The sequence below is a fragment of the Micromonospora sp. CMU55-4 genome (genome assembly GCF_011602315.1).
Classification (GTDB): Bacteria; Actinomycetota; Actinomycetes; order Mycobacteriales; family Micromonosporaceae; genus Micromonospora; species Micromonospora chalcea.
Genome location: NZ_JAAOLH010000020.1, coordinates 69,863 through 91,128 on the forward strand (window position 1 = coordinate 69,863; position 21,266 = coordinate 91,128).

The following is a 21,266-nucleotide window of genomic DNA, read 5'->3' on the forward strand; positions in this document are numbered from 1 at the left end:
GGTTCATCGGCCGAGCCGGTTGCGGCGGGACAGCAGCTTCGCCGCCACGGTGAGGACGAGGACGAGGGCGACCAGGGTCAGCGCGGCGGTCCACGCCCGTGCCGGCGAGTACCTCGACGCCTCACCGGCCTGCTGGTAGACGAAGAGGGCCAGCGACGACTGGTTGTTCTCGAACGGGTTGAAGTTGATCGCCGCGCCGCCGCCGGCGACGAGCAGCACCGGCGCGGTCTCACCGGCGGCCCGCGCGATGGCGAGCATGACGCCGGTGACGATGCCGGGCAGCGCGGTCGGCAGCACGACCCGCAGGATGGTCTTCCACTTCGGTACGCCCAGGGCGTACGCGCCCTCGCGCAGCGGCGCCGGCACCAGGCGGAGCATCTCCTCGGTGGAGCGGACCACTGTGGGCAGCATCAGCACGCTCAGCGCCAGCGCGGCGGCGAAGCCGGAGAAACCGGGCCGCCCGTCGTTGAACCACGGCGAGACGATCAGCACCCAGAAGGCCAGCACGAACAGGCCGGTGACGATCGACGGGATGCCGGTCATCACGTCCACGAAGAAGCGGATGGTGAACGCGAACCGGCCCCGGCCGTACTCGACGATGTAGATCGCGCAGAGCACGCCCAGCGGCACCGTGATCAGCGTGGCGATGCCCACCTGCTGCAGCGTGCCGACGATCGCGTGGTACGCGCCGCCGTTGGCGTCCCGCGACCCGATGTTGTTCATCGAGGTGCCGAAGAAGTTCGCGTCCAGCCGCTCGGAGCCCTTGCTGACCAGCGTCCAGACCACCGAGGCCAGCGGCAGCACGGCCAGCACGAAGGCGGAGTGGATCAGCGCGTTCCAGGTCCGGTTGCGGGCCGACCGGCGGCCCTCCACCGCGTTCGCCGCGACGAACAGACCGGCCAGGTAGAGCAGCGCGCCGACCACCACGACCAGGACCGGGCCGCCGATGCCGGCGCCGTACACGATGCCCGCCGCGAGCAGCAGCGCCGCGACGGCGATGGCCGGAGCGGCGTACGCGGGAAGTCGCCTCGCCCGCAGCGTGGCCGGCTGGGCCGGCGGGCGCGGGCGGCGGGAGGTGAGGGTGGTGGTCATGCGGCCGACTCCGTGAACTCGCGCCGCCGGTAGATGATCGCCCGGGCGGTGATGTTGACGATCAACGTGATCGCGAACAGCACCAGGCCGGAGGCGATGAGCGCGCCCCGGCCGGTGTCGTTCGCCTCGGCGAACCGGTTGGCGATGTTCGCGGCGATCGAGTTGCCGCCGCTGGCCAGGATGTTGAACGAGATGGCGTACGTGGAGCCGAGCGTGAGCGCCAGCGCGATGGTCTCGCCGAGCGCCCGGCCCAGGCCGAGCATCACCGCGGCGATGACGCCCGGGCGCCCGTACGGCAGGACGGCGGTGCGGATCATCTCCCAGCGGGTGGCGCCGAGCGCGAGCGCGGCTTCCTCGTTCGCGGTCGGGGTCTGCCGGAACACCTCGCGGGACAGCGAGGTGATGATCGGCAGCACCATGATCGCCAGCACCACGGAGCCGAGCAGGATCGAGTTCCCGTACGGGCCGTCGCCGAAGATGGGGATCCAGCCGAAGTACCTGTTCAGCCAGGCGGACAGGTCGGCGACCGGCTGGGCGAAGTAGTCCCGGCCCCAGAGGCCGAAGACGACGCTCGGCACGGCGGCCAGCAGGTCGATCAGGAAGCCCAGGGCGTTGCCGAGCCGCCGGGGCGCGTAGTGCGACAGGTACAGGGCGATGCCCAGCGCGACCGGCACCGCCATGAGCAGCGCCAGCAGCGAGCTCAGGACGGTGCCGAAGGCGAGCGCGCCGATGCCGAACTGCGGCGGGTTGTCGTTCGGGAACCAGCCCTCGAACGTCCAGAACGACTCGGTGTTCGCCCGCAACGCCGGGACGGCCTTGGCGACCAGGAAGATCGCGATGGCCGCGATGACCACCAGGACCGTGGTGCCGGCGGCCAGGGTCAGGCCGCGGAACGCCCGTTCCGCGCCGAAGGCGCGGGCCCGGGGGAGGGCGCCGCCGCCGAGGCCACCGTCGGGGCGGCCCGGGTTACCGGGGCGCTCGGCCACACGCGCCGAGGCACCGGCGGGTCCCTCGTGGCTCGTGGCCACGGGAGTCCCGCCGGTGCCGGCGTGGGCCGAGCGCTGAGGGGTGTCACCCATCTGCTCGCTCGCTTCGCGTTGAGGAGGTGTCGGTCGGGAGCGTCAGGAGAGGCTCTTGACCGCGGCCTCGACCTTGGTGCGGACGGTCTCGGGCAGCGGGGCGTAGCCGAGCTCGACCAGCTCCTTCTGCCCCTCGGCGCTGGCGGCGTGGCCGAGCAGGCCCTTGACCAGCGGCAGCTTGTCGGCGGCGAGGCCCTTGCTGCAGACGATCTCGTAGGTCGCCAGGACGATCGGGTACGCCCCGGCCTCCTTGGTGTTGTAGTCGATCGACATCTTCAGGTCGTTGCCCTGACCCTCGAACTTGGCGCCGGCGATGGTCTTGCCGGCCGAGTCACCGGTCAGCTCGACGAACTCGCCGTTACCGTTCTTGACCTTCGCCATCTTCAGGTCGGAGTTCTCGGCGTACGACCACTCGACGTAGCTGATGGTGCCGTCGGTGCTCTTGACCTTGCTGGCCACGCCGTCGGACTTGGCCGCGCCGACGCCGCCCGGGGCCTTCCACGCCTTGGAGTTGCCGAGCGTCCAGTCCGCCTCGGCGGTCTTGGAGAGGTACTTGGTGAAGTTGTCGGTGGTGCCCGACTCGTCGGAGCGGTGCACCGCCTGGATCGCGGTCGACGGGAGCTTGGCGTCCGGGTTGTCGGCCTTGATCGCCGGGTCGTCCCACTTGGTCACCTTGCCGGCGAAGATCTTCGCCAGGGTGGCCGGGCTGAACTGGAGGTTGTCCGCGCCGCTGACGTTGTAGACCACGGCGACCGGGCCGATCACCATCGGCAGGTTGAGCGCCTGGCCGCCGACGCACTTGGCGTCGGCCTGCGGCTGCTCCTCCGGCTTGAGGGGGGAGTCCGAACCGGCGAAGTCTGCGGTACCGGCGATGAAGGCCTGGATGCCGGCGCCCGAGCCGCTCGGCTCGTAGTTGATCGTGGTGCCGGCGCACTTCTGCTGGTACGCCTTGATCCACTCGGCCATGGCGTTCTTCTGGGCCGAGGAGCCCTGCGCGTTCAGCGTGCCCGTCGCGCAGTCCACCGCGGCGGTGGAGCCGGAGGCGCCGGCGGGCTCGTTGTTGTCCGAGCCGCAGGCGCTGAGACCGAGAACCGCGGTAAGAGCGAGACAGGCGATGGCGCCGTGCCGCTGGAGCTTCACTTCAGGGGTTTCCCTTCACGTCTTTGGTCAGGTCGCCCGGAGTGCCGGGGGCCGGCGCTGACCGGCTGACACGAAAGGTAGGAGGGCCAGGTGGACGGTTCGCCGGACGCAAGTGAACGCGCGGTGAACACGTTCAGCCGACGAGATGGCCGTACGCTGAGGAAGGGTTGTCCATTTCGTGAACTAGCAGCCTGGTATCGCCTTTATGGCGATTTTCCGGGGCCGCGGAACGCTCAGCCGCGCTGGTAGTTGACGTGCGCGGACCACATGGCGAAGCCCAGCCGCTCGTAGAGCGCGACGGCGGCGGTGTTGCTCTCGTCCACGTAGAGCATCACCCGGTCCAGCCCGCGCTCGTCGCTCAGGTGGGTCAGGCCGGCGGCGGTGAGCACCCGGCCCAGGCCGCCCCGGTGCGCGGACGGGTCGACGCCGAGCACGTAGACCTCGCCGATACGGGCCGAGCCCGGCCGCTCGTGCACCTTGGTCCAGTGGAAGCCGAGCAGCCGCCCGGTCGTGGAGTCGACGGCGAGCAGGAAGCCGGCCGGATCGAACCACGGCTCGGCGATGCGTACGCGCAGGTCGTCGAGTGTCCACTTGCCCTGCTCGGGGTGCTGGGCGAAGGCCGCGTTGTTCACCGCCAGCCACGCCTCGTCGTCCTCGCCGGGGCGGAACGCGCGCAGCGTCACGCCGTCCGGCACCACCGGCTCGGGCAGTTCGGGGGTCAGCGGACGGCGCATCTGCCAGAGCACCCGCGCCCGGGCGAAGCCCAGGTCGACAGCGAGCGCGGCGGCCGACGGGTGGTCGCCGTGGGCCCAGGCGCGCAGCGGACCGGGCGCGGCGTCCACCACGCCCCGGGCCAGCGCCCGGCCGACGCCGCGCCGCCGGTACGCGGGATGCACGACCAGTTCGGCGCCGACGCCCTCGGCCGGGGCGGTGACGTCGAGATGCGCGTACCCGGTGAGTGTGCCGTCGGCGGTGCGGGCGGTGAGGTGCACGGCGGGCGCCCCGGGGTCGCGCAGCCGCAGCAGCACGTGCTCGTCGAGCGGGTCGGCGCCGTCGGTGTCCCCGGCGGCGCGGGCCAGCGCCAGCACCTCCGCGACCTCGGCCGGCGTCAGCCGGTCCGTCCGGTCGGTTGCGGGGCCACTGGTCGGCTCGGGGCTCATCTGAGTCACGGTAGCCGCCGTCCGGCGGCGGTTCGCGCCGGACGAGTGCGGCGGTCGGTGGCGCTCGTCACTGCGGGCCGACGGGCAACGACTCCAGCTCGAACCGCGCCAGTATCTCGGGCAGGAGTTGCTGCAACGCCGCGACCGTGCCGGAACGGTCCCCGCCCGCGTCGTGCATGAGCACGATCGCCCCCGGTCCCATCTGTGTGCGGATCCTCGACTCGATGGTGAGCGCGCCCGGCGCCCTCCAGTCCGACGGGTCCACGCTCCAGTGCAGCGGGGTGAGGCCCAGGTCGGCGCAGGCCGAGATCACCGGGCGCGTCCAGGCCCCGCCCGGCTGCCGGTAGTACGCGATCCGCGCCCCCGGCGCGGCGGCCAGGATCGCGTCGTTCGTGCGCAGGATGTCGGCCCGGATCGTCGCCGGGGACCGCTTGCCCAGGTCGACGTCGTGCTCCCAGGAGTGGTTGCACAGGGTGTGCCCCTCGGCGACTATCGACCGGATCAGATCCGGATGGGCCTCGGCGTTCTCGCCGACGACGCAGAACGTCGCCTTCACGCCGTACTGGGCCAGCAGCGCGAGCACCTGCGGGGTCCAGCGCGGATCGGGGCCGTCGTCGAAGGTCAGCGCGACCCGGGACGAGCCGGTGACGACCAGGCTGCCGTACGGGCCGTCGCCGCCCGGTTCGACCGGGGCGGCGTCCGGCGCGGCGTCGGGGCTCGGCCCGGCGGTGGCCCGGCCGCCGGGGAAGTCCGTGCTGGGCGGCTGGTCGGCGTAGCGCGGTCCGTTGAGCGCCGTGGTGGCGCCGGCGTTCGACGGCGGGTGTTCCGGGACCAGGCTGCGGCCCAGCGCGAACGCCGAGCCGAGCAGGCCCGCGAGCACCACGGTCACGAGCCCGGTGGCGCGCAGCGTCGGGCCCCGCATCAGCGGCACCGGCCGTTCGTCGCCCCCGTGTTCACCGCACGCACCGCCGCCCCCTTTGCCCGGTAAATCCGGCAGTCAGGATATGTCTGACTGATCGGGCAAAAAGGGCGTTCTGCGGAAATGCCCCCTACCGGAGTGGGGCGTGGGCGGTCAGACCGGCAGCGGCGCGGGCTCCGACTCCGGCAGCGAACGCGACGGCGGGACGACGAACTTGTAGCCGACCTGGCGGACCGTGCCGATCATCGACTCGTACTCCGAGCCGAGCTTGGCGCGCAGGCGCCGCACGTGCACGTCGACAGTGCGGGTGCCGCCGAAGTAGTCGTAACCCCAGACCTCCCGCAGCAGCTGGTCCCGGGTGAACACCCGCCCCGGGTGCTGGGCCAGGAACTTCAACAGCTCGAACTCCTTGTACGTGAGGTCGAGCGGGCGGCCCTTCAGCTTGGCGGCGTAGGTGTCCGGGTCGATGTTCAGCTCACCGGCCCGGATCGAGCCGCCGGCGCCGGCGGTCGCGTTGCTCAGCCGGCCGACGGCGAGCCGCAGCCGGGCCTCCACCTCGGCCGGCCCGGCGCCGGCCAGGATCACGTCGTCGACACCCCAGTCCGCGTTGAGCGCGATCAGGCCCGCTTCGGTGACCACCGCGACGAGCGGTACGCCGAGCCCGGTGGCGTGCAGCATCCGGCACGTGGCGCGCGCCTCGCTCAGTTCGGAGCGGGCGTCCACCAGGACGGCGTCCGGCGTGGGGCCGGAGACCAGCGTGCGGACGTCGCGGGGTGCGGTGCGGACCGAGTGCGGCAGCAGGTCGAGTGCCGGCAACACCGCCGACGGCTCACCGGCCCGTGCGGTCACGAGCAGCAGGAGCTCCACGATCACCTCCGTCCCGGCGGCCCTTCGGCCGCGCGCGACCAGCGACACGCCCGGGTGAGGGCGGCGCTGTGAACTTGCGTGGGTCCCGGCGTCGCTGACGGGCGGGTAACGGCCTGAGCGTAACCGATGGACCCGCCGTCACCTCCGGGGTGCTTTCCCGTTTGCCCCTTCTGCCCTTGATCGCGGTGCAGGTTTTAACGTCACCGAAACCGGGACCTCCGCCGAGCCGCCCGGGTCTGGCACGATCGGGGCGTGTTTCCCTCCACCTCGCGCGACACCGGTCGTGAACCGTGGGCCGACGACCCGTCCGCCGGGCCCTCCGGCCCCGCCCGTGGCTACCCGCCCGCCCCGCGTACCGGCCCCGCCGACGAGGAGGGCGACCGGCCGGAGCGGAAGGGACCGCGTCGGCTACGGAAGGGCGGACCCGGCCGGCGCGCCGACGACGAGTCCGACGAGGCGCCCGAGGAGGAGATGCCACCGGTCCCGGTCCGCCGGCCGCTGGCGCTCACCGTCGCCGGCTTCGCCGCGCTGCTCGGCGTCGGCCTGGTGCTCGGCGCGCAGACCTCCGGCCCCGGGCACCGGCTGCCGTTCGCGGCCATCATCTTCGGCGTCCAGATGCTCTTCGTGCTCGCCTGGACGATGGCCATGCGACCGCCCGCCCTGCTGGTCGTCGCCCTGGTCAGCGCCGGCACGGCCGTGATCGCCGACGTCGCGGCGGTCCAGTCGGACATCGCCGGCCTGGCCCCGCTCGGCTACGCCGCGGCCGCCGGGCTGCTGCTCGCCGTGCTGGGGCAGCTCGTCCGGCGGGTGGACCGGGTCCGGGTGACCGACTCGCTCGGCGGCACCCTGCTCATCGTGGTGGGCGTGGTCGCCTTCGGCACGCTCGTCGTGCTCAGCCGGATTCCCAAGGGCACCCAGGCGATCACGGTCTGCCTCACCGCCGCGGGGGTGGCGTTGCTGGTGGCGCGGCTCACCGACGCGGTGGCGCCGTGGCCGCGGCTCGCCCCGCAGGTGCCGCGCGGCGCGGCCGGCGTGGTCGCGGGCGCGATGCTCGGCACCCTCACCAGCGCCCTGCTCGGCAGCTACCTGGTCGGTTTCACCCCGACCAGCGCCGCCCTGGTCGGCGTGGTCAGCGCCGCCACCGCCGTCCTGGCCGACCTCGCCGTGGGGTACGCCGAGGCGGGCCGCCTGATGGCCGGTGAACCGCCGACGATGTGGGTGGCCCGGCACATGCAGGGGCCGCTGGGCGGATTCGCGCTGGCCGCGCCGGCCGCGTACGCGATGTGCGTGCTGTTCCTCTGACGCGGTTGGGGAAGATTCGCCTCGGGTAAGTACGGTTGCGCCGCGAGACGCGGTGACGGCGGCGAGGACGGGAGGCGGCGTGGCAGAGGCGTATCCGGCGGAGGGCCGACCGCGGCGACGCGGCCGGAAGGTGCTGATCGGCTTCGTCGTCCTGCTGCTGGTGCTGGTCGGGCTGCTCGTCGTCGCCGACCGGGTCGCCGCCGGGGTCGCCGAGCGGGCGATCGCCGACCAGGTGCGGCAGGAGATCGCCAAGCAGGACGCGCAGTCCGCCGCGCCGCAGGTCGAGGTGGGTGGCTTCCCGTTCCTCACTCAGGTGCTCGACGGCCGGTACGAGCGCATCTCGATCCAGCTCACCGACGTGCGGGGCGCCGTCCAGGGTGACGCCGTGGAGGTGCCGAAGCTGGACGTGGACGCGCGCAACGTGACCGCGTCGCTGGACACGCTGCGCTCCGGCCGGGGCGACGTGGTGGCCGAGAGCGTGGACGGGCGGGGCACCGTCACCTACGAGAGCCTGGCCAAGCTGCTGGACCGTCCCGGGCTGACGCTCGGCGAGCGGAACGGCAAGCTCGCCGTCACCGCCCCGGTGGACATCCTCGGCGTCAAGCTCACCGTCAACGGCACCGCCGACGTCACGGTGGCCGGCGGCAAGGTGGCGCTGCGCTTCAACGACCTCACCGCCGACGGCCTGCCGAACGTGCCGCTGGCCCGGGCCGCGCTCACCCGGTACGCGCAGGGCATCTCGATCGACGTGCCGCTGCCGGAGCTGCCGTTCCAGCTCAACCTGCGCAAGGTGGAGCCGAAGCCGGAGGGCCTGGTGGTCACGGCGGACGCGGCGAACGTGCCCATCAACTCCGCCGGCTGAAAGCCGTACACGGCCGGTCCGGGGAGCGGGCCGGCCGTCCCGGATGCTGGTCGGCCTGGTGGCAGCTGTGGCGTGGGCTGGTAATCTCCCTGCCCATGGGGACCCACCTCACCAAACGGCGCGCGGTCGACCTGTGCCGCGTGGCCACCTGCCTGTGTCGCCCCGTCATCTGACGGCGGGGCTGTCTCCGGCCGCCTGAACGGCGGCCACCCAGGGTCCACGAACCTCTCCCGGTTCCCCTCAACGCCCGGCAGCGGCGCCGTCGCACGTACCCGTGATCCGTTCCTAGCTCTGGGTCCCGCGCGTGGTGCGACAACAATCGACATCGATCTCCGCGCGCAGGCTCACCAACCATCCTCACCAGGGAGTGATCTGATGAGTCGCGACACCGCACTCGTTTCGGCCGAGTGGGCCGAGAAGAACCTCGGCGCCCCGGGCGTCGTCTTCGTCGAGGTCGACGAGGACACCTCGGCCTACGACACCGGGCACATCGCCGGCGCCGTCAAGCTCGACTGGCGTACCGACCTGCAGGACCAGGTCCGCCGGGACTTCGTCAACAAGAGCCAGTTCGAGGCGCTGCTGTCCGACCGGGGCATCGCCAACGACGACACCGTGATCCTGTACGGCGGCAACAACAACTGGTTCGCCGCGTACGCGTACTGGTACTTCAAGCTCTACGGCCACGGCGACGTCAAGCTGCTCGACGGCGGCCGCAAGAAGTGGGAGCTGGACGCCCGTCCGCTCGTCACCGACGTGGTGGAGCGGCCGAAGACGCAGTACGTCGCGCAGGAGCCGGACACCTCGATCCGCGCGTTCCGCGACGAGGTGGTAGCCGCGATCGGCACCAAGAACCTGGTCGACGTGCGCAGCCCCGACGAGTTCGCCGGCCGCCTGCTCGCCCCCGCCCACCTGCCGCAGGAGCAGGCGCAGCGGGCCGGCCACATCCCGACCGCGATCAGCGTGCCGTGGTCCAAGGCGGCGAACGAGGACGGCACGTTCAAGTCCGACGACGAGCTGCGCAAGATCTACGCCGACGCCGGGCTGGACGACAGCAAGGAGACGATCGCGTACTGCCGGATCGGCGAGCGCTCCTCGCACAGCTGGTTCGTGCTCCAGGAGCTGCTCGGGCACCGCAACGTGAAGAACTACGACGGTTCCTGGACCGAGTACGGCTCGCTCGTCGGCGTGCCGGTGGCGCTCGGTGACGAGCCGGGGGAGGCCTGATGACCGCCACCTCCGCCACCTCCGCCGCCTCGACGGCTGCCGCCGGCTGCGCCGCGCCGGACCAGGCCGCCCCCCTCCCGGCCAGCCTGGACCTGGAGAAGGAAACCGTCATCACCGGCCGTGTGCTGTCCGAGTCCGGCGAGGTCGTGCCGGGCGCGTACGTGCGGCTGCTCGACTCCACCGGTGAGTTCACCGCCGAGGTGGTGACGTCGCCGGCCGGGCAGTTCCGGTTCTTCGCCGCGCCGGGCTCGTGGACGCTGCGGGCGCTGTCCCGCCAGGGCAACGGCGACACCGCCGTCGCCGCGGCTCGCGGGATCAACGAGGTGACCGTCTCGGTCGCCGCCTGACCCACGCTCTGATCGTGGCCCGCCACCCCAGCCGGGTGGCGGGCCACGAGCCGTTCCGGTGACTGTGCGGCTTGCCCGTGGCTGGCAGGCTGGACGGCGGCGCGCCCCGGACGCGCCGGAGGGGGATCAGGTGCCCGACGACGCCGCCGCCCACGCAGTTCGCTATCTGATCGACTTCATCGACGGCAACCGGGGTGAGGAGATCGCCCGCGAACTCCAGCGCACCGCCGGGTCCGGCCGCGCGCGCCCGTTCGACGTCTCGGTCGCCAGCCTCGACACGGACCTGTCGTTCCTCACGAAGCGGGCCACGCTCGTCACCGGCAAGCTGGTCCTCTCCCAGCCGGGCGGCAAGCACTGCTACCTGGCCAACCGGGAGACCTGCAAGAGGTGCGGCAAGGACCCGGAGCACTGCGACCCGCGCTGCCGGTACGAGGACATCCGAATCGACCAGCTCTACGCCGAATGCGACGACCTGGACCGCCTCGGCGCGTACCTGCGGGACTGCGCGCCGCTGCTGGAGCTGGGGCAGCTCGTCTACTTCCCGCAGACCTTCCGCCGCACCCACCTGGAGTCGCGCGCGCCGGACTCCCAGTCGACCTCCTCGCCGTTCGACACGATGGGCCGGATCGAGCTGGGCGACAACCCGGACCGCACACTCGACCTGATCGTCAAGGGGCACCGGGTCGTCGACGTGCCGAGCGGGGATCCGGTGAAGGCGCGGCTGGTGACCCCACTGCTCCAGCTCGACCTGCCGATGCTGGAGGGCACCTCGCTGCGGGACTACTGCGCCATCCTGACCCAGGAGAGCGACGCGCTCGCCGCGACCCAGGCGTACCTGCGCGGTCGGATGCTGGACGTCGACACGGATCCGGACAAGGCGCTGGTGCAGCTCGCGAAGCTCGACGCGGAGATCCAGGAGGGGGTGCGGGCGGCTCGCTCCGAGGTCGCCCGGGTGGCCCGGCGCTCGGCGGTGCAGGCCGCGGGCGCCGCGGTGGCGACCGTCGCCGCGACGCTGGTGGCGGTCGAGGGCACCCACCTGGCGCCGGTGCTCGGCATGCTGGGCGCGGGCGGGTTCTTCTCCGCGGTGCTCGCCGCCGACCAGTACGCCGACCGTCGTGGCGAGCTGCGGCAGCGCCCCTTCTACCTGCTGTGGCTGCTGTCCCGCCGGTCCGTCCCGGCCTGACCGGGCGTGCCGAGGCGCGGCCGGGCGCCTCGCCGGCACGTGACACCATTGCCGGGTGACTGCCGTCGAGACGGGCTACGCCCCGCCCAACCCTGGAGATCAGCCGGGCGCCGGCCGGCGTCGGCTGCGCTGGCTGACGGCCGCCACCATGGCGTGGGCCGTGCTGCTGGCCGGGCTGACCTGGTGGTCGGTGCGGACCGACCCGCCGACGGTCAAGGAGCAGCGCTCACTGGACCAGGCCGGTCCGGTGGTGGACCGGGCGATCGGCGAGCTGACCGGCGCGATCGGCGCCGACGGCGTACCCGCGCTCGTACCGGACCGCCTGGAACGCGGCTGCCGGATCACGCCGATGGACTCCGGCGCGACGCTCGAGCGCGGCGTCGAGGTGGCGATCGGCGGCGACGACGTACGCGAAGTGCTGCGACGCGTCGCCGACCGGCTGCCGCAGGCGTGGCGGGCGGGCGTGTCGACGTTCGACGGCGAGCCGCTGCTGCGCGCCGACGCGGGCGACTTCGTCGCGGTCGAGGGCCGGGCCGACGGCCCGGGCCGAATCCTTCTGACCGCCGCGACCGGCTGCCGGCCGCTGGGTTCCGGCTACCGCGCGCCGACCGCCGACGCCGCTGCCGAAGCCGCCGCGCTGGCGTCGGCGCTGGGCCGGTGGGGCGGCGCGACCGGCGCGGTCCAGGTCCTGACCGCGCCCTGCCCCGGTGGGGGCGCGGCCCGCACCGCCCGGGGTGAGGCCGCCGCGCCGGCGGATCAGCCGCTCGCCGCCGCGTTCGGCGGTGGCGTCGCGCCGGTGGTGGACTCCGCCGACCGGTACGCGCGCCCCGGCGAGCCGGCCGTGCTGGCCGAGCGGGCCGACGAGCGGGTGCGCGTGGCGGTGACCACGCCCTGCCCGGCCTGACTCACCGGCCGGGCAGCCCGAGCGGCGGCGGTGCCGGTTCCTCGTGCGGTTCCCGGCTGCGGCCCAGCGCGTCCACCCGGCCCCAGCGGCCCGGGATGTCGAGCAGTTCCACCCGGCCCATCCCCGGCGGTACGGCCGGGTCGATGATCAGGTGCTCGCCCTGCGGCTCCAGTCCCAGGATCACCCGTAGCAGCAGCAGAGGCGTACCGGCGGACCACGCCTGTGGGCTGCACGCGGTGGGGTACTCCACCGGGTAGTCGGTGAGGCCACGCTCGTAGCCGGCGAACACCTCGGGCAGCCGCCCGTCGAAGAAGTGCGACGCGCTGAGCAGCGCGTCGCAGATCCGGCCGGCCTCCTGCCGGAAGCCGTACCGCCACAGACCCCAGGCGATGATCGAGTTGTCGAACGGCCACACCGTGCCGACGTGGTATCCGACCGGGTTGTACCGGCCCTGGTCGTCGGCGAGCGTGCGTACCCCCCAGCCGGAGAACAGGCGCGGGCCGAGCAGATGGGCGGCGACCGCGGGGGCCCGGGACTCGTCCACGATGCCGCTCCACAGCAGGTGGCCGATGTTCGAGGAGAGCGCGTCCACCTGCCGCCCGCGCGGATCGAGCGCCAGCGCGTAGTACTCCCGGTCGGCGATCCAGAAGTCGCGGTTGAACCGTTCCTTCAGCGCCGCCGCCTCCTGCTCCAGCCGGTCCGCGTACGCCGGGTCCTGCCAGTAGGTGCGGGCCAGGCGGGCGCCGCGCATCTTGGCGTCGTACGCGTACCCCTGCAGCTCGCAGGTGGCCCGGGGGAACTCCGGCATCCGGCCGTCGGCGTAGGAGATGGCTTCCGGTGAGTCCTTCCAGCACTGGTTCGGCAGCCCCGTCTCCGGGTTGCGGGACATGTACCAGACGTAGCCGGTGCCGAGCAGGTCCCCGTACGTGTCGAGCCAGGTCAGCGCCGCCCGGGTCTCGTACTCCAGCTTGCGTACCAGATCGGCGTCCCCGGTCCACCGCTCGTACTCGTCGAGCAGGATCACGAACAGCGCCGTCGTGTCGGCCGCGCCGTAGTACGGCGAGTGCGGCTGTTCCTCGAATCCGGCGCTCTCGCCGTAGCGCAGCTCGTGCAGGATCTTGCCCGGCTCCTCGTCGCGGAAGTCGTCGACCCGGCTGCCCTGGAGACCGGCCAGCATGATGATCGTCGGTTTGACCAGGTCGGGGAGGAACGGCAGCACCTGGAGCGAGGTGAAGATGCTGTCGCGGCCGAACAGCGTCATGAACCAGGGCAGGCCGGCCGCGAGCAGCCGGACGCCGAGCGTGATCGACTCGTACCGGAGCGCGGCCAGGTCGTTGAGGCTGCGCCGGTACGCGCTGGCCAGCGGCTCGCAGTCGCAGCCCAGCTTCGGCGCACGGCTGATCAGGGCGCTCTGCTCGGCCTCGATCTCGGCTGCCGTGCGCTGGCCGCCCAGCGGCAGGATGGCCCGGATGTCCTCACCACGCGCGCCGTAGATGATGGTGCTGACGTGCAGCCGGGTGGTCCACTCGCCGTGCGGGCTGATCCGGACCCGGAAGGTCATCCCGTCCGCGTCGACCTCGACCGGCGCGCTGCTGGTCACCAGCGTCTCGCGGCGGAACGCCTCCCGGCGGTAGGTGAGCCGCAGGCCGTTCGGTTCCACCGTCGGCGTGGTGAGTCCCTTCTTGTCGCGCCGGTTCTTGATCTCCAGGAGGTCGGCGAAGTCGGAGCCGATGTCCAGCCGGAGGTGGAACTCCTGTTCCTGTTCGGAGTGGTTGAGCACGGTCAGTTCCTCGTCGAGGCTGCCGCCGATGGCGCGGCTGCGGATCACCGAGACGTTGGCGTCCAGGTAGTGCGTCGGCTCGCCGGGGACCAGGAAGAACCGCGTCTTGTACGACAGCGAGTCGTCGATCGAGAGCGCGTGCAGACGTTGCCCGTCGATGGTGAGGAACCAGGTGGAGAGGAACCGGGTGTCGAAGGAGAACAGCCCGGTGGGGAAGTCGTACGACGGTTCGATGTTGCCGCGATCGTCGCTGACCAGGAACGTGTTGCCGTCGAGGATGCTGACCCGGTCCTTCACACCAGCCGCCGGGCGTGCTCGCGGGCGGCGTCCCGGGGGTCCCGCACGTCGGGCCGTTGCGGCAGGAATCGGCGGAACGCCAGGAACAGCACGACGTGGCCGCTGAACGTGGCCTCGTTGCGCAGCACCGCCGCCATGCCGGCCGCCCGCCCGGTGACGAGCTTCTCGAACAGCTCGGTGGACAGCGTCAGCACGCCGTCCGCCGGCCGTAGCTCCTCCCGGCTCACCTGTGCCGTGCCGGGGGCCAGCGTCACGTACCAGTGCTCGGTGCGGTTGCCGTCGGCCAGGTCGATCTGGAGTGTCCCGCCGATCGGGCTGTTCAGAACGGCTGCGGCACGCGCCGGCAGCGACGCGAAGAACTCCTGGATGGCCTGACTCACATTCGCATGGTAGGCAGCATCCGGACATGCCGGGTCAGGATCGGCGCACTGGGCAGAATGGACAACCCGGGCCGGTTGTCAGTAGACCAGCGCCTGTGCGCCCTCGGTCATCGCTTCCTCGACGAACACGGCGGCGCCCGCGATGCGCACGCCGGGGATGACGTCGCCGGTGCCGATGTCCCGCCGGGCCGCGCACTGGGTGCAGGCGGTCACCCGGCCGGTGGCCAGGACGACGTGCAGCAGCTCGCCCAGTGGCGCGGAATGCGGCAGCTCGAACGACTCGGCCCGGCCGGGGAGCGCGAACCAGGTCGATTCGCCGGTGAGCCAGAGCGACACGTCCACCCCGGCCGCGGCGGCGGTGGCGGCGACTGTGAACGCCTGGGCGCAGCGTTCCGGGGAGTCCGCGCCGGCGGTGGCCTTGACGACGAGAGAGCGCGCCATGCCACCCAGCATAGGATGGTCCGGATGGTTACCGAGATCGGGTTCGTCAGCCTGCTGGTCGCCGGCCTGGGCGCGCTCGCCGGTGGCCTGGCCTATCTCGCGGTCCGCATAGCTAGAGGTAAGTGGTGAATCTGTGAGTGAGAATCCGCTTCAGCCGCCGTGGTTGAACGCGCCGCCGGTCGAGGAGTACCCGTACGAGGAGAGCCACGACCTGCGCGTCGGCCCGAAGCTGCACCCGAGCCTGGACGGCCTGCTGCCGTACATCGGGGTGTGGCGCGGCCGGGGCCGGGGTGGGTTCCCGACGATCGAGGACTTCGACTACGCGCAGGAGATCCGGATCAGCCACGACGGCCGGCCGTTCCTGTTCTACGAGTCGCGGGCCTGGATCCTGGACGAGCAGAGCCGCCCGGTCCGGCCGGCCGGCCGCGAGGTGGGCTGGTGGCGTCCGGTGCTCGACGGTGAGCGGGTCACCGACGAGCTGGAGGCGTTGATGACCACGCCGACCGGCGTGATGGAGCTGCACATCGGCAAGCGCAAGGGCACCCAGATCGAGTTCGCCACCGACGCGGTCGTGCGTACCGCGACGGCGAAGGAGGTCACCGCCGGCGCCCGGCTGTTCGGCATCGTCGAGGGCGCTCTGCTGTACGCGCAGGAGATGGCCGCCGTGGGTCAGCCCTTGAGCCCGCACCTCTCCGCCCGCCTCACCCGGGTGGCCGGCTGACCCGTCCCGCTTCCCCGGTCGATCATGAAGTTGACGGCGTCGGCTGCCCGATTTGTCACCGCCAACTTCATGATCAACGGGGGGAGGGCCGGGGGAAGTTCAGGAGGGCCTGGATGCGGGGTGTCAGGGGGGAACTCGGGCGGGGGGTTCCGTTCAGGGTTGTGACCTCCGTGGGGCCGCGTAGGGAGCTGGTCAGCCAGATCGCCTCGGCGGCGTGCAGGTCGGGCACTGTGGGCAGGTGCTCGGCCGGGGTCAGGCCCAGCTCTCCGGCACGGCTCACCAGGTGGTGGGCGGTCACGCCGGGCAGGATGCCGGTCTGCGCCGCCGGCACCGTGCAGAGCGTCCCGCCACGCAGCCACACCACGTTCGCGGTGGGTCCCTCCAGCACGTAGCCGTCGGTCGAGACCCAGAGCACGTCGTCCACGCCCGTCCGCTGCGCCCAGCGCCGGGCGGCGGTGCTGAGCGCGTACGAGGTGGACTTCACGCCGTTCGGCAGCCACCCCAGCTCGGGGCGGGACCGGGCGGCCACCCCGAGCGGCAGCGTGGCCACCGTCACCCCGGTACGCCGAGCCAGCCGGGCGGCGGCGGGCACCTCGCCCAGCGTGGCGTACACCGTGGCCCGCCCGCCGCCCTCCGGCCCCCGGGTGCAGACCAGCCGCAACGCGCCCTCGGTCTCCGGCGGCCAGCCGGCGCGGACCGCGTCCAGCAGCTCGACGAGCGCGTCGTCCGGGGGCAGCGGCAGGTCGATCGCCGCCGCGCCCGCCCGCAGCCGGGCCAGGTGCGGCTCCAGCAGCCAGGGGACCCCGTCGCGCAGGTGCAGCGTCTCGAACAGGCCGTCGCCGTGCAGCACACCCCGGTCGTCGCCGCGCACCACCGGCTCACCGGCCGGTACGAGCCCCCGGCCGAGCACCGCCACCCGCGTCGCCTCCACGGGCGCAGCGTAGTGGCGTACCCCGGCGGCGGACGGACCGGCGCGGCGGCCGAACTATGATCGAAGGGTGTCCGAATCCTCCCTCGCGGAAATGCTCCGCGCGCGCGGGCTGCGGCTGACGGCGCAGCGGCAGCTGGTGCTCCAGGCCGTCCTCGACCTCGGGCACGCCACCCCGGAGCAGGTACACACGGCGGTCCGCGAGGTGGCGGCCGGCGTCAACATCACCACCATCTACCGCACCCTGGAGCTGCTGGAGCGGCTCGGCCTGGTCACGCACACGCACCTCTCGCACGGCGCGCCCACCTACCACGCGGCCGGCGAGCACCAGCACGTGCACCTGGTGTGCCGGGAGTGCGGGGCGATCGACGAGATCTCACCCGAGATGCTCCGCCCGCTCGCCGACCAGCTGGCCGACCAGCGCGGATTCCAGGTCGACATCGGGCACGTCGCGCTCTTCGGAGTCTGCGGCCGCTGCACACTGAACGGGGAACACGCATGATCGACATCGCCGGAGCGGTGACCACCGAGAGCATCGACGACCAGACCCGGGACCAGCCCGAGCCGGCCCACCGGGCGGCCGGTGTCGCGCCGGTGGCGGCGCACTACGGCGACCCGATGCGTGAGCAGCGGCTCCTGGCCACCGGCGTGGGTCTGGTCGACCGCTCGCACCGGGGCGTGGTCGCGGTGCCCGGCGAGGAACGGATCAGCTGGCTGCACACGCTCACCAGCCAGCACCTGGCCGCGCTGGCCCCCTGGCAGGGCACCGAACTGCTGGTGCTCTCCCCGCACGGGCACGTCGAGCAGCACGCGATGGTCGCCGACGACGGCGAGACCACCTGGCTGGACACCGAGCCGGGAATGACCGGCGGCCTGCTGTCGTACCTGGAGAAGATGCGGTTCTTCAGCAAGGTCGACCCGCGCGACGCCACCGCCGAGTTCGCGCTGCTGTCGCTGGTCGGGCCGGAGGCGCCCGGCGCGCTCGACACGCTCGGCGTGACCGGGCTGGCGGCTCCCGACGTAGCGGCGGTGCCGGGTCCGAAGTTCCGTTCCGGCGAGCTGCCCGCGCGGCCCTCCGTGGTGTACGACGTCAAGCCGCTGCCGGTCGGCGGCTGGGCCCGCCGGGTGGCGCTCGGCGTCGACCTGCTGGTGCCCCGCGCCGCCATGGACGGGGTGGTCGCCGAACTGCGCGGCGCCGGGGTGCCGGTCGCCGGGCTGTGGGCGTACGAGGCGGTCCGGGTCGCCGCCAAGCAGGTACGGGCCGGGGTGGACACCGACCACCGGACGATCCCGGCCGAGGTGGACCTGATCGCCCCGGCCGTGCACCTGGACAAGGGTTGCTACCGGGGCCAGGAGACGGTGGCCCGGGTGCACAACCTGGGCAAGCCGCCCCGCCGCTTGGTCCTGCTGCATCTGGACGGCGTGGCGAGCGACCAGCCGCCGGTGGCCGGTACGCCGGTGACGCTCGACGGCCGGACGGTCGGCTTCGTGGGCACCGCCGTGCAGCACTTCGAGCTGGGTCAGGTGGCGCTCGCGGTGCTGAAGCGCAACACGCCCGACGACGCCCGCCTGCTCGTGGGCGAGAGCGCCGCCGCCATCGACGTGTAAGGAAGGGCCCCCTATTAACGCCTCCGGTAGAGGAAGGGTCCCTTCTTAACGCCGCCCGCACCGGAAATCCTCCGGTCGACCCGGCGTCGGGCACCGGTCTAGGATCCGGGGCATGACGACAGGGACGTTGATCACGGTTGCCCCCACCGGCGCGGAGTCGGCGAAGGCTGAGGTGCCGGCGCTGCCGGTGACGCTCGACGAGCTGCTGCTGACCGCCAAGGAGTGCGAGGCGCTCGGCGCCGCCGTGATCCACGTCCACATCCGCGACGACGACGCGCGGCCCACGCTCGACCAGGGGCGGCTGCGCGACACCGTGGCGGCGCTGCGGGAGAGCACCGACCTGATCGTGCAGCTCTCCTCCGGGGGTGCGGTGACCGACCCGGAGTCCGCCCGGCTGGCGGTGCTCGACGCCGCGCCGGACATGGCCTCCTGCACCATGGGCACCGTCAACTTCGGCGACGACGTGTTCCTCAACCGGTGGGAGTTCATCGTCGACCTGCACACCCGGATGCAGGAACGCGGCGTCGTCCCCGAGTACGAGATCTTCGACCTGGGCCACCTCACCGCCCTGCAGCGGCTGCTCGGCAAGTACGGCCTGCCGCACGGCGGGCACGTGCACGTCGACTTCGTGATGGGGGTGCCGGGTGGCATGCCGGGCACCACGGCGACCCTGGTGGCGGCCCAGCAGATGCTGCGTGACCTGCCCGAGGGCACCACATTCGCGGCCACCGGCATCGGGCGCAGCACCATCCCGGTGATGCTGGCCTCGCTGTCGGCCGGCGGTCACCTGCGGGTCGGCATGGAGGACACGGTCACGTACGCCAAGGGGCGCCCGGTGGAGTCCAACATGCAGCTCGTCGCGCGGGCGGTCGGCTTCGCCCAGCTCGCCCAGCGGCCTCCGCTGACCACCGCCGAGGCCCGTACGCTGCTCGGTCTTCCGGCCACCGGCCGGTAAGCGGCGTACCGGCCGGCGGCCCTGTACGGCCCCGGGCGACGCCGCAGGTCACCCCGCCGTCGGCCGGGCCCGCCCCATCGGTACGGTCCATTACGTGGGAAAGACGTACGAGGGCGGCGCGCCGCTCGCCGAGGTGGTCCGGTCCGGTTTCGTGGAGGGCTTCCACCGGGGTTCCGTGGTGGTGCTCGACGCCGCCGGAGCGCCTGTCGCCGGGGCCGGAGACGTGACCTCGCCGATCTTCCCCCGCTCGTCCAACAAGCCGATGCAGGCGATCGGGATGCTGCGGGCCGGGCTGCCGCTCACCGACCCGGCCGACCTGGCGCTCGTCTCGGCCAGCCACGCCGGTGAGGAGTTCCACATCGAGCGGGTCACCGCGTTGCTGCGCGGCGGCGGCCTCACCGGGGACGCGCTGCACTGCCCGCCGGACCTGCCGGTCGGCGAAGCCGCCCGGGAGGCGGTGCTGCGGGCCGGCGGCGGTCCCGCCCGGGTGCTGATGAACTGCTCCGGCAAGCACGCCGGCATGCTGCGCACCTGCCTGGCCGCCGGCTGGCCGCTGGACGGCTACTGGCGGCCCGAGCACCCGCTCCAGCAGCGCCTGACCGCCACGATCGAGGAGTTCACCGGGGAGCGGGCGGCGGCGGTCGGGGTGGACGGCTGCGGCGCGCCGGTGCTCGCCGTCTCGCTCACCGGGCTGGCGCGGGCGTTCCTGCGGCTGGTCGACGCCGAGCCGGGCGCCGTCGAGCGGACTGTGGCGGACGCGATGCGCACGTACCCGGAACTGGTCGGCGGTACCCAGGCCGAGGACACGCGGCTGATGCGCGGCGTACCCGGTCTGCTCGCCAAGATCGGCGCGGAGGGTGTGATCGCGGCGGCGGTCCCGGGGGTCGGCGCGGTCGCGCTGAAGATCGACGACGGCGCCGCGAGGGCCCGCACACCCGTCCTGGTGTCGGCCCTGGCGCGCCTGGACGTGCGCGCCCCCATCCTCACCGAGTACGCCGAACCGCCCCTGCTCGGCGGTGGCCTCCCGGTAGGAGCCATCCGCCCCACCTGGTAACCCTTCCCCGCCCTCTACCCCCGGCGATCTTGCACTTACTGCCCCGGCGAAATGCGCATTCCAGGCGTGCCGAGGGCTGCAAGTGCAAGATCAACGCGGCGAGGGGAGAGGAGCGGGGCGGTCAGGAGGGGAGGAACGGCAGGAGGGCGGTGTTGGTCTCGGTGGGGCGCTCCAGGGGGAGCAGGTGGGCCGCGTCGGGGACGTCCGGCATGCGTATGCCCCGGGGGGCCTCGTCGGCGATGCGGTCGGCCAGGCGGCGGATGTCGGCCAGGTCGTCGGCGCCCGTGCCGACCAGCACCGGTACGCGCAGCTCGCCCAGCCGGTCGATCGCCGGCGGGTCCAGCTCGTCGACGTCGACCGCGCTCAGCGCCTGCTCGGCGGCGAGCGCCCGGCGGTCCATCTCCTCGGCGAACCGGATCAGCTCCGGGTCGACGTCCTTTGGGCGGCGGGTCGGGCCGACCACCCAGAACCGCACCTCCCCGGCGGCGGTGGCGGCGAAGTCCTCCGGGTCCACGTCGCCGACCAGGTCCTCCCAGAGCTGCTCGGTCTCCTCGGACCACTCGTTGCCGGAGACGGGCGCGCCGAAGAGCGCCAGCGCCGAGACCCGCTGCGGGTGGGCGAGCGCGGTGTCCACCGCGACCCGGCCGCCGAACGAGCAGCCGACGAGCGCGGCCTGCTCGATGCCCAGCGCGTCGAGCAGCCCGATCACGTCGTCGTGGTGGGCGAACGGCGCGGGCGGCAATTCCGACTCTCCGTAGCCGCGCAGGTCCAGCGCGATCACCCGATGCCGCTGGGCGAGTGCCGGGATCTGCCCGCGCCACATCCGCCGGTCGGCGATGCCGGCGTGCAGCAGCACCACGGCGGTGCCGGTGCCGCTCTCGTCGTACGCGAGCTGGGCACCGTTGATATCGATCTTGGTCACGGGGGAGAACCGTACGGAACGGACATGGGCTCCGCAACCCGCCATCGGTGACCCTGCTAACTCTGGCTAGCGTTTTGCTTGCAGCAGTTAGCGGACCGAGC

The 21,266-nt window shown here is 72.8% G+C and carries 24 protein-coding genes; 13 read left to right on the plus strand and 11 right to left on the minus strand.

Annotated features, from left to right (window positions below):
• Positions 1–3: 3 nt before the first annotated feature.
• The 6 genes from pstA to HA073_RS27155 all read right to left on the minus strand — a co-directional run bounded on the left by pstA (position 4) and on the right by HA073_RS27155 (position 6,263).
• Positions 4–1,092 (minus strand): phosphate ABC transporter permease PstA, encoded by a 1,089-nt coding sequence (gene pstA / locus HA073_RS27130; protein ID WP_166457591.1) that lies wholly within the window; start codon positions 1,090–1,092, stop codon positions 4–6.
• A complete protein-coding gene (gene pstC / locus HA073_RS27135) occupies positions 1,089–2,171 on the minus strand; it encodes a phosphate ABC transporter permease subunit PstC (RefSeq protein WP_166457592.1) in 1,083 nt (360 codons plus the stop codon). The genes pstA and pstC overlap by 4 nt, the downstream gene beginning before the upstream one ends.
• 42 nt (positions 2,172–2,213) lie before the next feature.
• The gene (pstS, locus tag HA073_RS27140; protein ID WP_043328009.1) at positions 2,214–3,311 is read right to left on the minus strand and encodes a phosphate ABC transporter substrate-binding protein PstS; all 1,098 of its coding nucleotides are present in this window, start codon (positions 3,309–3,311) and stop codon (positions 2,214–2,216) included.
• A 233-nt stretch (positions 3,312–3,544) separates the two neighbouring features.
• Positions 3,545–4,471, minus strand: coding sequence for a mycothiol synthase (mshD, locus tag HA073_RS27145; protein WP_166457593.1), 927 nt, complete (start codon positions 4,469–4,471; stop codon positions 3,545–3,547).
• A 67-nt stretch (positions 4,472–4,538) separates the two neighbouring features.
• A complete protein-coding gene (locus HA073_RS27150) occupies positions 4,539–5,393 on the minus strand; it encodes a polysaccharide deacetylase family protein (RefSeq protein WP_043330897.1) in 855 nt (284 codons plus the stop codon).
• 150 nt (positions 5,394–5,543) lie between these two features.
• Complete coding sequence (locus HA073_RS27155; protein ID WP_176722767.1) at positions 5,544–6,263, minus strand: response regulator transcription factor; 720 nt, start codon at positions 6,261–6,263, stop codon at positions 5,544–5,546.
• A 246-nt stretch (positions 6,264–6,509) separates the two neighbouring features.
• Between HA073_RS27155 and HA073_RS27160 the strand changes: the two genes are divergently transcribed.
• From HA073_RS27160 to HA073_RS27185, 7 genes are all read left to right on the plus strand, one after another.
• The gene (locus tag HA073_RS27160) at positions 6,510–7,559 is read left to right on the plus strand and encodes a hypothetical protein (RefSeq protein WP_064446713.1); all 1,050 of its coding nucleotides are present in this window, start codon (positions 6,510–6,512) and stop codon (positions 7,557–7,559) included.
• Between the two features lie 79 nt (positions 7,560–7,638).
• Complete coding sequence (locus tag HA073_RS27165; RefSeq protein ID WP_030504460.1) at positions 7,639–8,421, plus strand: DUF2993 domain-containing protein; 783 nt, start codon at positions 7,639–7,641, stop codon at positions 8,419–8,421.
• Positions 8,422–8,516: 95 nt separating this feature from the next.
• Complete coding sequence (locus HA073_RS31290) at positions 8,517–8,594, plus strand: Ms5788A family Cys-rich leader peptide (protein ID WP_310503780.1); 78 nt, start codon at positions 8,517–8,519, stop codon at positions 8,592–8,594.
• 202 nt (positions 8,595–8,796) lie between these two features.
• Positions 8,797–9,645, plus strand: a complete 849-nt coding sequence (locus HA073_RS27170) for a sulfurtransferase (RefSeq protein ID WP_030504459.1) — start codon at positions 8,797–8,799, stop codon at positions 9,643–9,645.
• Positions 9,645–9,992: a DUF1416 domain-containing protein gene (locus tag HA073_RS27175; protein ID WP_043328014.1), complete on the plus strand. Its 348-nt coding sequence runs from the start codon at positions 9,645–9,647 to the stop codon at positions 9,990–9,992. The genes HA073_RS27170 and HA073_RS27175 overlap by 1 nt, the downstream gene beginning before the upstream one ends.
• 130 nt (positions 9,993–10,122) lie before the next feature.
• The gene (locus HA073_RS27180) at positions 10,123–11,175 is read left to right on the plus strand and encodes a hypothetical protein (RefSeq protein WP_166457594.1); all 1,053 of its coding nucleotides are present in this window, start codon (positions 10,123–10,125) and stop codon (positions 11,173–11,175) included.
• A 55-nt stretch (positions 11,176–11,230) separates the two neighbouring features.
• Entirely contained in the window at positions 11,231–12,079 is an 849-nt protein-coding gene (locus HA073_RS27185; protein ID WP_166457595.1) for a hypothetical protein, read from the plus strand.
• A 1-nt stretch (position 12,080) separates the two neighbouring features.
• Here the strand turns inward: HA073_RS27185 and HA073_RS27190 are convergent, their stop codons facing one another.
• The 3 genes from HA073_RS27190 to HA073_RS27200 all read right to left on the minus strand — a co-directional run bounded on the left by HA073_RS27190 (position 12,081) and on the right by HA073_RS27200 (position 14,989).
• Positions 12,081–14,156: a glycogen debranching N-terminal domain-containing protein gene (locus HA073_RS27190; protein ID WP_043328017.1), complete on the minus strand. Its 2,076-nt coding sequence runs from the start codon at positions 14,154–14,156 to the stop codon at positions 12,081–12,083.
• Positions 14,153–14,536, minus strand: coding sequence for an SCP2 sterol-binding domain-containing protein (locus HA073_RS27195; protein ID WP_064446708.1), 384 nt, complete (start codon positions 14,534–14,536; stop codon positions 14,153–14,155). The genes HA073_RS27190 and HA073_RS27195 overlap by 4 nt, the downstream gene beginning before the upstream one ends.
• Positions 14,537–14,614: 78 nt before the next feature.
• A complete protein-coding gene (locus HA073_RS27200; RefSeq protein WP_043328020.1) occupies positions 14,615–14,989 on the minus strand; it encodes a DsrE family protein in 375 nt (124 codons plus the stop codon).
• A gap of 12 nt (positions 14,990–15,001) precedes the next feature.
• Here HA073_RS27200 and mtfM point away from each other — a divergent pair, with 12 nt between their 5' ends.
• Positions 15,002–15,106 carry a small membrane protein MtfM gene (gene mtfM / locus HA073_RS31055; RefSeq protein WP_043330899.1) on the plus strand — a complete coding sequence of 35 codons (105 nt, stop codon included), beginning with the start codon at positions 15,002–15,004 and terminating at the stop codon, positions 15,104–15,106.
• Between the two features lie 4 nt (positions 15,107–15,110).
• The gene (locus tag HA073_RS27205; protein ID WP_030504451.1) at positions 15,111–15,698 is read left to right on the plus strand and encodes an FABP family protein; all 588 of its coding nucleotides are present in this window, start codon (positions 15,111–15,113) and stop codon (positions 15,696–15,698) included.
• A 73-nt stretch (positions 15,699–15,771) separates the two neighbouring features.
• Here the strand turns inward: HA073_RS27205 and HA073_RS27210 are convergent, their stop codons facing one another.
• Positions 15,772–16,629 (minus strand): aminotransferase class IV, encoded by an 858-nt coding sequence (locus HA073_RS27210; protein WP_043328022.1) that lies wholly within the window; start codon positions 16,627–16,629, stop codon positions 15,772–15,774.
• 91 nt (positions 16,630–16,720) lie between these two features.
• Between HA073_RS27210 and HA073_RS27215 the strand changes: the two genes are divergently transcribed.
• The 4 genes from HA073_RS27215 to HA073_RS27230 all read left to right on the plus strand — a co-directional run bounded on the left by HA073_RS27215 (position 16,721) and on the right by HA073_RS27230 (position 20,243).
• Positions 16,721–17,128 carry a Fur family transcriptional regulator gene (locus HA073_RS27215; RefSeq protein WP_082930986.1) on the plus strand — a complete coding sequence of 136 codons (408 nt, stop codon included), beginning with the start codon at positions 16,721–16,723 and terminating at the stop codon, positions 17,126–17,128.
• Positions 17,125–18,234, plus strand: coding sequence for a folate-binding protein YgfZ (locus tag HA073_RS27220; RefSeq protein ID WP_166457596.1), 1,110 nt, complete (start codon positions 17,125–17,127; stop codon positions 18,232–18,234). Before HA073_RS27215 ends, HA073_RS27220 begins: the two co-directional genes overlap by 4 nt.
• A gap of 112 nt (positions 18,235–18,346) precedes the next feature.
• Positions 18,347–19,189: a 3-keto-5-aminohexanoate cleavage protein gene (locus HA073_RS27225; protein WP_166457597.1), complete on the plus strand. Its 843-nt coding sequence runs from the start codon at positions 18,347–18,349 to the stop codon at positions 19,187–19,189.
• A gap of 94 nt (positions 19,190–19,283) precedes the next feature.
• Positions 19,284–20,243: an asparaginase gene (locus tag HA073_RS27230; RefSeq protein ID WP_281605449.1), complete on the plus strand. Its 960-nt coding sequence runs from the start codon at positions 19,284–19,286 to the stop codon at positions 20,241–20,243.
• Positions 20,244–20,364: 121 nt separating this feature from the next.
• Here the strand turns inward: HA073_RS27230 and HA073_RS27235 are convergent, their stop codons facing one another.
• On the minus strand, positions 20,365–21,165 hold the full coding sequence (locus HA073_RS27235; RefSeq protein ID WP_281605450.1) for an alpha/beta fold hydrolase: 801 nt from the start codon (positions 21,163–21,165) through the stop codon (positions 20,365–20,367).
• Between the last annotated feature and the right edge of the window lie 101 nt (positions 21,166–21,266).